We start from the raw sequence: 10,147 nt of genomic DNA on the forward strand, positions 1-10,147 counted from the left end.
GTCGGGGTTCCCGCACGTCGTCTCGTGCGGGCACCCTGCCCTGCTCCGGGCGCGCGCGCGGGGCGCGGCCGAGGACGACGCGCGGCTCGAGGCGCTGCTCGCCGTGATGTCGACGCTCGACGACACCTGCCTGCTGCACCGCGGCGGGCCGCGCGCGCTCCACGTCGCCCAGCGCGGCGCCGCGGCGGCGCTCCGGGCGGGCGGACCCGGCACCGCGGCCGGCCGGGCGGCGCTGCTCGCGCTCGACGCCGAGCTCCTCGCCCTGAACGTCTCGCCCGGCGGGAGCGCCGATCTGCTCGCCGCGGTCCTGTTCCTCGATGGCGTCGGCGCCGAGCTCGCGCCGCCGCGGAGGTGATGCATGGAGACCCTCGAGTTCCGCTACCCCGCCCGCGATCCCGTCGGGCGCCGCGCGCACGTCGGCGTCGTCGGCTCGGGCGACCTGGAGGTGCTCCTCGAGCCCTCGGGTGACGGCGAGGCGCGCGTCCGGATCCGCACGACCGTGGACGGCTACGGCCAGGTCTGGCGGAACGTCCTCGACCGGCTCTTCTCGCGCTACCACGGCGCGGCCGCCATCGAGGTGAACGACTTCGGCGCCACCCCGGGGATGGTGCTCCTCCGCCTCGAGCAGGCCATCGAGGAGAGCGCGCCATGAGCGCCCCCGTGACGGAACCTCGACCCCTCGCCCGCGAGAGCTTCATCGAGCTCACCGCGCGCGAGCGCGTGCGGGCCGTGCTCGACGCGGGGCGTTTCCGCGAGCTGCTCTCGCCCTTCGACCGGCTCCACTCACCGTGGCTGGAGCGGCAGGGGGTCGTGCCCCAGGAGGACGACGGCGTGGTGCTCGCGCGGGGCCGGATCGACGGCGAGCCGGCCGTCGTGGCGGCGGTGGAGAGCGCGTTCCAGGGCGGCAGCATCGGCGAGGTCGCGGGCACGAAGATCGCCTGCGCCCTGGAGCTCGTGGCGCGGGACCACGCCCGCGGCGTCCCGACGCGCCCCGTCCTCCTGCTCGAGACGGGCGGCGTGCGGCTGCAGGAGGCGAACCTGGGGCTCGCGGTCATCGCGGAGATCCACGCGGCCATCGTCGCCCTCCGTCCTCGCGTTCCGGTGGTCGGGGTCGTGGCGGGGATGGTCGGGTGCTTCGGCGGGATGTCGCTCGCGGCGGCGCTCTGCAGCCACCTCGTCATGACTCGCCAGGCGCGCCTCGGCATGAACGGCCCCGAGGTGATCGAGCAGGAGGCCGGGCTCGACGAGCTCGACGCCTCGGACCGCCGGCTCGTCTGGAGCCTCGTGGGCGGCGAGCAGCGCCACGCGACGGGCCTCGCCGACGCACTCGTCGAGGACGACGTCACGGCGATCGCCGCCGCGGTCCGCGCCGCGTTCCGGAGCGGGCGCCCGGCCCGGCACCGCACCGAGCAGGTGGAGCTCTTCCTCGATCGCCTCGCGGCGATCGACCCGGCCGGACCGCCGGAGCCGGCGGCGCTCCGGCAGGCGTGGGGAAACGAGGAGGGCGCATGAGCGGATCGAGCTCAAGAGCGAGCCGCGGCGCGACGTGGCTCGCGGCGCTCACCGGCGCGGACGGCGCAATGCAGGGCGGCCCCGCGTCGGTGCGGGTGGTGGACGCGCCGCTCGGCGAGGAGCGCGCGCGGTTCCTCGCCGTGGTGCCGGACCCGGGCAGCCGCTTCCCGCGCGCGCGGAGCGGCGAGGTGGGCCTCGCAGAGGCGTGGACGCTCGCCCGCCACGTCCGGGGGGCGATCGCCGCCGACGCCGACGGCGGGCGCCGCCCGCTCGTCGCGATCGTGGACGTGACGAGCCAGGCGTACGGACGGTGCGAGGAGCTGCTCGGGATCCACCTCGCCTGCGCGGCCGCCGTCGACGCCTACGCGACGGCGAGGCTCTCGGGCCACCCCGTCGTCGCGCTGCTCGTCGGGTCCGCCATGTCGGGGGCGTTCCTGGCGCACGGGTACCAGGCGAACCGGATCGTGGCCCTGGACGATCCGGGCGTCCTCGTGCACGCCATGGGCAAGAGCTCGGCGGCGAGGGTGACGCGCCGCTCCGTCGCGGAGGTGGAGGCGCTCGGGGAGAAGATCCTGCCGATGGCCTACGACGTCCGTGCGTTCGCGCGGCTCGGCCTCGTCGACGAGCTCGTCGGCGGCGTGAACGCCGACGCACCGACAGGCGACGACGCCGCGCGCGTCCGGCGATCCCTCGTCGCCGCCGTCGCGAGCGCCCGCTCCGGGGCGCGCCACCTCGGCTGCAGGCTCACCTCCGAGGCGGCGCGGGAGACGCGCGCCGCGTCGATCGAGGTGCGGCGCAGGCTCGTGGAGCAGTGGTCGGGTGCATGAGGGGCGCGAGGTCCGCGAGGTGGGAGGCATGAGCGCTCGCGCCGAGCCCGGCGGGCGAGCCGGCCCCGCGCGCCCCGCGGGGTCGGTGCTCCCGCACGATCTCCTCGTGCTCGCGAACCCGGACGCCCTCGAGCCCGAGCCCCCGCTGCCGCCGTGGGCGCCGGCGCGACTGCGCCTCGCGCCGCTCGTCGTCGTCCGGCGCGCGGCTCCGCGCGGGACCGCGATCCCCGTGGGCGTGCGCGGCGCGGAGCGTCGCGAGCGCTTCGCGGCGTGGCTCGCGCCCCAGGCCGTCGCGGCCCGGGTGACGCCCGAGGAGCTCGCCCGCGCGGCGCGCTGGCGCGAGCGGCCCCCGCGCCTGCCCGCGCTCGCGGCGCTCGACGCCGCCTTCGAGATCCTGGCGGCGACGGGGCTCGGGTGGGGACCCGTCGGCGCGGTCGGGTTCGAGCTCGCGAGCGGCGTCCCGTCCGTCTCGGCGACGAGCGACCTCGACGTGCTCGTGAGGGCCCCTGCGCGCGTCCCCGCGGCGAGCGCGCGCGCCCTGCTCGCCGCGCTCGCCGGCCTGGCGGCCCGCGTGGACGTGCAGCTCGAGACGCCCGCGGGCGGCGTGGCGCTCGCGGAGCTCGCGGCGGAGCCGAGGACGGTCGTCGCCCGGACCGCCGCCGGGCCGCGCCGCGTCGCCGATCCCTGGCAGCCCGGCGCGGGCGCGGAGCGCCTCCCGTGAGGATCGCCCTCCTCTGCCCGGGCCAGGGGGCGCAGTCGCCGGGGTTCCTGGATCGCCTTCCCCGCCACCCGGCGGTCACGGCGACGCTCGACGAGGCGAGCGCGGCGCTCGGGCAGGACGTCCGCTCGCTCGACGACGCGGCCGCGCTCGAGTCCACGGTCGCCGTCCAGCTCACCACGGTGGTCGCCGGCGTCGCGGCGGGCCGCGTGCTCGCGGCGGAGGACGGCGCGCCCGACGCGGTGGCGGGCCTGTCCGTCGGCACGTTCACCGCGGCGGTGCTCGCCGGGGCGCTGCCGCTCGCCGAGGCCGTGCGCGCCGTGCGCCTCCGCGCCGAGCTGATGGAGGGCGCGTTCCCGCGCGGCTTCGGGCTCGCCGCGGTCGTCGGCCTGCCCGAGCGGCGCGTCGCCGCGCTCGCCGCGGAGGTGACCGGCCGAGGTCCTTTGCACGTCGCCAACGTGAACGCGCCCGCGCAGATCGTCCTCGCCGGTGCCGACGCGGCGCTGGACGAGGTGCTGGACCGGGCCCGGGTGGCGGGCGCGCGCCGGACGGAGCGGATGGCGGTCGCGGTGCCGTCGCACTGCGCGCTGCTCGCGCCGGTCGCTGCGCGACTCGCCGCAGCGCTGCGCGACGTCGCGCTCTCCGACGCGCGCGTGCCGTACGTCACCTCCGGCCGCGCCCGCCCGACCCGCGACCGCGAGCGGATCCGGGACGACCTGGCCCGGAACGTGATGGAGCCCGTGCGCTGGCACGACGCGACGACGGTGCTCGTCGAGCTCGGGGTGCGGCTCTTCCTCGAGGTGCCTCCGGGGCGCACCCTCGCGACGCTCGCCGCCGAGGCGTTCCCCGAGGCGCGGGCGGTCGCCGTCGAGGACGCCGGCGCCGCCGCGGCGGCCGCGCTCGCCCGGCGCGAGCGCCGCCTGGAACCCCTCTAGCCTGGCACCTTGCGCGCCGCGCTGCGGGCCGCGGCCGCCATGCTCGCGACGACGTCCGCGAAGCGCGCGCCCTGGATCTCCACGTGGGCCCGGACGTGCTTCGCCGCGAGCTCCCCGTCGCCTCGCCCGATCGCCTCGACGACGAGCTGGTGCTCCGCGAACGACGACTCCATCCGCCCGGGCACGCGCAGCTGCAGGCGGCGGAACGGGCGCAGCCGCCGGTGCAGCAGCGTCGCCTGCTCGGTGAGGAACCCGTTGTGGCAGGCGGCGTACAGCGCGAGGTGGAACTGCTCGTTCAGCCGGTAGTACGCGTCGGGATCGTTCGCGCGCATCGCCTGCTCGCAGGCCGCGTGCGTCGCGCGGAGCACCGCCCGGTCCTCGTCGCTGCTGCGCCCCGCCGCGAGCCGCGCGCAGGCGGCCTCGAGCTCGGCCATGACGTCGAACATCTCGCGCAGCCGCTCGGGAGGGATCTCCGCGACGACGGAGCCCCGCCGCGGACGCATCTCCACGAACCCCGCCGACGCGAGCTGGATGAGCGCCTCGCGGATGGGGGTCCGCGACACGCCGAAGGTCTTCGCGAGGTCCATCTCGTCGAGGCGCGCGCCCGGCGGGTACTCGCCGACGACGATCCGCTCCTCGATCCGCTCCCGGAGCTGCTCCGAGAGCTTCGTTCCGATGACTTGTTCCAATGCGCCCCTCTCGCCGTCCACAGCATACAGAATACACGAATGGACGGGCGCACGTGAACAGCGGCGTCCGCAGCGCCACGCTCGGGGCGAGCTCCGCTCCCGGGGGCGGCGACGCGCTCAGGGCGGCGCTCCCACGATAGACGCCCGGACCGCAAGCCGCGCCTCTCCCTGCGAAGACCACGGGGGCCTCGTTCGCCCGCGATGATGACGCGCGCGCCGAAGCGCGCTCACTCCCCGTTCGCCGTCCCCGTCCGCGGCGGCGGCGCGATCGCCGGCTTCTCCTCCGCCGCCTTCACCACCTGCCCCGGCGCCGGCGCGGCGACGCCGCTGCCGGGCTCGATCGTCGGAGCCGCCGGCTGCGCCGCCGGGGCCGCCGGGGCCGCCGTGGCCGCGGGGACGCACTCCGGGACCTTAGCCGCGATCACCGTCTTCTTCGACGTCGCCTTGCGCTTCGCCGCGGTCGTCGCCGGCTGCGACGGAGCGGGCGCGCACGCGAGGGCGGCGGGCTCGGCGGGCGTGGCCGGGGCGGCGAGCCAGGGCGTCGCGTTCGCGAACGCCACGGGCGCGGTCGCCGGGCTCGCGCGCTCCGTACGCTCCTTGCTGTCCATCTGCGCACGCCCGTCGCTCGAGGCGGTGGCGGTCGCGGTCGCCGGCGGGGAGGCCTTCTTCGCCGCCTCGCCGAGCGCCGCGGCGAGCTGCTCGTGGCTCGCGTACATCCGGTCGTGCTCGAGCTCGGAGCGCTTGCGCAGCGCGTCCCGATCGCCGGCCACGTCCGCGAGGCGCTCCTTCGCGAAGGAGAGCCGCTCGTCCGCGGCCTCGAGCCTGCTCTTCAGCGCGTCGTTCTCGGCGAACCCGGCGCGCGCCGCGTCGCTCGCGCACGTGGCGAGCACGTTCGCCTCGCGGTCATGCGGCATCGGCTCGCCGCGGCTCCACGCGGCGAGCGCCCGCATCTGCCAGCGGTAGTCCTCGCGGGCGACGCACTCCTGCACGAGGCGGGTGAGGCGGTCGTCCGACCAGGGGGACGCGGTCCGCGCGCAGGGGCCGACGTCCTCGCGGACCTGGCCGAAGATCTTTTCCGTCCGGCGCACCCAGCAGCCGTCCCGCTGCGTCACCTTCACCGAGGTGCAGCCGCTCACCGCCGCGACGAGCACGATCGCGCTCAGAGCCCTCATGTGCGCCCCCCATCGGCCGACCCGGACGGCAGCCGGCATTCATCTTAGGGAGCCGCCGGCAACCCGGGCAGCGCTCGGACTCCGCGTGAGACGCCACGGGCCCCACCGCGGACGCGCGGGCGCCGCGGCGGGGGAGTTGCCCGGAGACCCCCGCAGGCAGGGAGCCGGCCGCGAGCGGGCAGTGCTCCGGCGAAAGTGCCCCTCCGGCCGACGGCTCGTCGCTCCGCCTGGTGAATCAGCGTCCGAGCTCGCAGCCGGACCCGGCACGCGAGGTGTCGGGCCTCGCGCATCCAGGTCCCTTCAGCCCGAGGCGCCGTGACGGCGTGACCGCGGAGGTACTCGGACGGGGCGACGGGCGGCGGAAAACCTGCTACCTTGAGGTGCTTCACATGCAGCGCCCCATCCTCGAAGCCGCGCTCGCCCCCGCTCCCGCCGTCCGGGAGATCCCCTTCAACTACACGTCCGCCGACGACCGGGCGGCGATCTCCCAGCTCCTCGGCCCGGAGCTGTGGGCGAAGCTCGAGGAGCTCCGCAGCCTCCGCGTCACCGGGCGCAGCGCCCGCCTGCTGATGCGGTTCTTCGGCGAGCTGCTCATCCATCGGCGGAACGCGTTCCTCTTCCAGGAGCTCGTGGACTCGGGGGCGCGCCGGCGCCGGTTCTTCCGCAACATCGAGAAGGACCTCGGCCTCGTCGGGCGGAACGCGAACGGCGAGCCGCGCGTGACGGAGGTGCTCGGCGCCTGCCGGAAGCTGCTCGTCGCCTTCCGCGCGGACGTCGAGGGCGCGGGCGAGCTGCGCGGCCGCATGCTGCGCGTGCTCGGCGCGGTGGTCGGCAAGGACAACGTCCTCTTCGACCCGTTCACGCTCGTCTCCCACGCGACCGACGCGACCGACTGGCGCCTCCACCTGCCCGTCGCCGTCGTGATGCCCGACGACGAGCGGCAGGTCGCGCCGCTCCTCGCCGCCATCGGCGGCCTCGGGCTCAAGGCGATCCCGCGCGGCGCCGGCACCGGCCTCACCGGCGGCGCCGTCCCCCTGCGGCCCGGCTGCGTGGTCGTGAACACCGAGAAGCTGAACCGGATCCGCGGGATCGCGGACCGGCCCTTCCGGCTCGGCGACGGGCGCGAGGCGACCGCCAAGGTGGTCGAGCTCGAGGCGGGGGTCGTCACCGAGCGCGCCATGGAGCACGCCGACGAGCGCGGCCTCGTGTTCGCGACCGACCCGACGAGCGCGTGGGCCTGCACCATCGGCGGCAACATCGCGGAGAACGCGGGCGGCAAGGACTGCGTCCTGTGGGGCACCTGCATCGACAACCTGGTGTCGTGGCGGATCGCGATGCCCTCGGGCCGCCAGTGGACGGTGCGCCGCGTCGATCACCGCCTGCGCAAGATCCTGCCGGAGGACCCGGTCACGTTCGACGTCGTCGAGGACGACGGCCGGCTCGTGAAGCGGATCGCCCTCACCGGCGCCGACATCCGCAAGAAGGGGCTCTGGAAGGACATCACCAACAAGGCGCTCGGCGGCGTCCCGGGCCTGCAGAAGGAGGGCACCGACGGCGTCATCACCTCCGCCGAGTTCGTCCTCTACCCGGAGTACGAGGCGAAGCGAACGCTCTGCCTCGAGTTCTTCGGGCCCGACTTCGACGAGGCCTCGCGCGTCATCCTCCAGCTCGCCCGGGCCTTCCCCTTCCCCGACGGCGGCAAGGAGGCCCTGACCGCCCTGGAGCACTTCGACGACGAGTACGTCCGCGCCATCGACTACAAGGTGAAGGCGCCGCGGCCGGAGACGCCGAAGGCGGTGCTGCTCGTGGACGTGGTGGGCCACTCGGGCGAGGAGGCCGCGCGCGGCGTGGACCGGATCCGCCGCATCCTCGACGAGCACCCGAACACCGAGCTCTTCGAGGCGCGCGACGCGGCGGAGGCGAAGCGCTTCTGGGCGGACCGCAAGAAGCTCGGCGCGATCGCCCGCCGGACGAACGCCTTCAAGATGAACGAGGACGTCGTCCTCCCGCTCGAGGCGCTCGCCGAGTTCGCGCGCTTCATCGAGGCGACGAACGTCGAGGAGGAGCGGCACGCGCAGCGGCGGTTCGTCGAGCGCGCCGAGGAGATCCTGCGCGTCGCCCCGCCGCCGAAGGACGACCCCGAGTGGCTCGCGCGCAAGATCCCCGCGGCGCTGGCGCGCTGCGCCGCCGCGCGGGTGGCCCTCGACGGCGCGGACGCGCGGGCGCTCCGCGCGCTCGAGGCGATCGAGGCCCTCAGGCGCGAGCTCGGCCAGCTCGTCCGCGGCTACGCCGGGCTCCTCGCCGCGCTCGACAAGGCGCACCGCGAGGTGCGCGACCGGCTCGTCGTGCTCGCCACCCACATGCACGCCGGCGACGGCAACGTGCACGTGAACGTGCCGGTGCTCTCGAACGACCGGCCGATGCTCCGCCGCGCCGAGGAGGTCATCGACGGCGTGATGGCCAAGGTGATCGCGCTCGGCGGCGTCGTCTCCGGCGAGCACGGCATCGGCGTCACGAAGCTCAAGTACCTCGAGCCCGAGCGCATCCGGGAGCTCGCCGCCCACCGCCGCGAGGTCGATCCGGGCGGGCTCATGAACCCCGGCAAGCTCGAGGACCTCGACGTCCTCGGCCAGGTGTTCACGCCCTCGTTCAACCTCCTCGAGCTCGAGGCGCGCATCCTCCAGCACGGCCAGCTCGAGGCGCTCGCGAAGGCCATCGCGCACTGCGTCCGCTGCGGCAAGTGCAAGGCGGACTGCTGCGTCTACCACCCCGCGCGCGGGATGTTCTTCCACCCGCGCAACAAGAACCTCGCCATCGGCGCGCTCATCGAGGCGCTCCTCTACGACGCGCAGCGCGAGCGCTCGACCCAGTTCGAGCTCCTCCGCTGGCTAGAGGAGGTGGCCGACCACTGCACCATCTGCCACAAGTGCGCGAAGCCCTGCCCGGTGGACATCGACTCCGGCGAGGTGTCGGTGCTCGAGCGCGAGATCCTCGCGAGCTGGGGCTACAAGCGCACCAGCGTGGCGACGCGCGCGACGCTCGCCTACCTCGACAGCCGGTCGCCGGCCGCGAACGCCGCCTTCCACGGCGGTCTCGTGCGGCTCGGCGGCGCGATCCAGCGCGCCGCCTGCGCCGTCGCGGCGCCGCTCCAGCCCGAGGACGCCCGCCGCGCCCCGTACGCGCTCCAGGTGCTGCGCTCGCCGGTGCCCCCCGTGCCCGCCGAGACGCTGCGCGACGTGCTCCCGCCCTGCGAGCAGGATCAGGTGCTCGTGCTCGAGCCGGAGGGCGGGGACGCCGAGCGGAGCGTCTTCTACTTCCCGGGCTGCGGCTCGGAGCGGCTCTACTCGCACGTGTCGATGGCCGCGCTGCACGTGCTCGTCTCGCTCGGCGTGCGGGTCGTCGTCCCGCCGCCGTTCCTGTGCTGCGGCTTCCCGGCCCACGCGAACGCGAAGGCGGAGCAGCACTCGCAGACCGTGCTCCGCGACACCATCCTCTTCAGCCAGATCCGCGAGATGTTCAGCTACCTCGCGTTCGACGGCTGCGTGGTCACCTGCGGCACCTGCCGCGAGGGGCTCGAGGCGATGGAGGCCGGGAAGCTCTTCGGCGGGCGCATCGTGGACGTCGCGCGCTACGCCGCCGAGCGCGGCCTCTCGCTCGCGCCGGCCGCTCCCGGCGAGGCGCCCGTCCTCTACCACGCGCCCTGCCACGACTCGCTCGACGGCGAGGCGGGCGCGGTCCTCGCGCGCATCGGCGGGTTCGGAAAGGTGGAGGCGGTGCCGCACTGCTGCTCGGAGGCGGGGACGCTCGCCCTCTCGCGGCCCGACATCACCGACGCCATGCTCCACCGCAAGCGCGAGGCGATCGCCGAGGCGATCGAGGGACGCCCGCGCGGCGCGGTGGTGCTGACGAACTGCCCCTCCTGCGTGCAGGGGCTCGGGCGCAACGCCGCGCTCGGCGTCGAGCCGAAGCACCTCGCGATCGCGCTCGCGGAGCGGCTCACCGGGCCGGACTGGCGCGAGCGGTTCCGCGCGCAGGCGGCGCGGGCGGCGGCGGTGCATTTCTAACGGGGGCTGCGGTGTGAAAGCGGGGGACTGCGTCCCCCGCCCCGCCGAGCGAAGCTCGTCGGGGCCCCACCCCCGCTCGGCGGGGCCCGTGAACGGTCGCGCCCGCTTCGCGGGTTCGCGCAGGGGTGATCGCACGGGGACTGCGTCCCCGCCCCGCCGAGCTAAGCTCGTCGGGGCCCCACCCCTGCTCGGCGGGGCCCGTGAACCTGCGCGCCCGCTTTCGCGGGTGC

At 75.8% G+C, this 10,147-nt stretch carries 9 protein-coding genes; 7 read left to right on the forward strand and 2 right to left on the reverse strand.

Going from position 1 to position 10,147, the window contains the following annotated elements:
- The 6 genes from MNY60_RS22405 to mdcH all read left to right on the forward strand — a co-directional run.
- Nucleotides 1-355, forward strand: a 355-nt coding sequence (locus MNY60_RS22405) for a triphosphoribosyl-dephospho-CoA synthase (protein ID WP_242361936.1), incomplete at its 5' end; no start/stop codon positions are given.
- 3 nt (nt 356-358) lie between these two features.
- Nucleotides 359-652: a malonate decarboxylase subunit delta gene (locus MNY60_RS22410; RefSeq protein WP_242338655.1), complete on the forward strand. Its 294-nt coding sequence runs from the start codon at nt 359-361 to the stop codon at nt 650-652.
- Nucleotides 649-1,512: a biotin-independent malonate decarboxylase subunit beta gene (locus MNY60_RS22415; RefSeq protein ID WP_242361938.1), complete on the forward strand. Its 864-nt coding sequence runs from the start codon at nt 649-651 to the stop codon at nt 1,510-1,512. The genes MNY60_RS22410 and MNY60_RS22415 overlap by 4 nt, the downstream gene beginning before the upstream one ends.
- On the forward strand, nt 1,509-2,339 hold the full coding sequence (mdcE, locus tag MNY60_RS22420) for a biotin-independent malonate decarboxylase subunit gamma (protein WP_242361940.1): 831 nt from the start codon (nt 1,509-1,511) through the stop codon (nt 2,337-2,339). The genes MNY60_RS22415 and mdcE overlap by 4 nt, the downstream gene beginning before the upstream one ends.
- A 28-nt stretch (nt 2,340-2,367) precedes the next feature.
- The gene (locus MNY60_RS22425; protein ID WP_242361942.1) at nt 2,368-3,060 is read left to right on the forward strand and encodes a malonate decarboxylase holo-ACP synthase; all 693 of its coding nucleotides are present in this window, start codon (nt 2,368-2,370) and stop codon (nt 3,058-3,060) included.
- A complete protein-coding gene (gene mdcH / locus MNY60_RS22430; RefSeq protein WP_242361945.1) occupies nt 3,057-3,992 on the forward strand; it encodes a malonate decarboxylase subunit epsilon in 936 nt (311 codons plus the stop codon). The genes MNY60_RS22425 and mdcH overlap by 4 nt, the downstream gene beginning before the upstream one ends.
- On the opposite strand, the gene MNY60_RS22435 is transcribed toward mdcH, so the two are convergent.
- Together MNY60_RS22435 and MNY60_RS22440 are read right to left on the reverse strand one after the other, a co-directional pair.
- Nucleotides 3,989-4,681, reverse strand: a complete 693-nt coding sequence (locus MNY60_RS22435) for a GntR family transcriptional regulator (protein WP_242361947.1) — start codon at nt 4,679-4,681, stop codon at nt 3,989-3,991. The two genes, mdcH and MNY60_RS22435, sit on opposite strands and share 4 nt — an antisense overlap.
- Nucleotides 4,682-4,908: 227 nt before the next feature.
- On the reverse strand, nt 4,909-5,853 hold the full coding sequence (locus tag MNY60_RS22440) for a hypothetical protein (RefSeq protein ID WP_242361949.1): 945 nt from the start codon (nt 5,851-5,853) through the stop codon (nt 4,909-4,911).
- 389 nt (nt 5,854-6,242) lie between these two features.
- On the opposite strand from MNY60_RS22440, the gene MNY60_RS22445 reads away from it, so the two are divergent.
- Nucleotides 6,243-9,917: a DUF3683 domain-containing protein gene (locus MNY60_RS22445; protein WP_242361951.1), complete on the forward strand. Its 3,675-nt coding sequence runs from the start codon at nt 6,243-6,245 to the stop codon at nt 9,915-9,917.
- Nucleotides 9,918-10,147: the final 230 nt, after the last annotated feature.

This window comes from Anaeromyxobacter sp. SG17 (assembly GCF_022690695.1).
Classification (GTDB): domain Bacteria; phylum Myxococcota; class Myxococcia; order Myxococcales; family Anaeromyxobacteraceae; genus Anaeromyxobacter; species Anaeromyxobacter soli.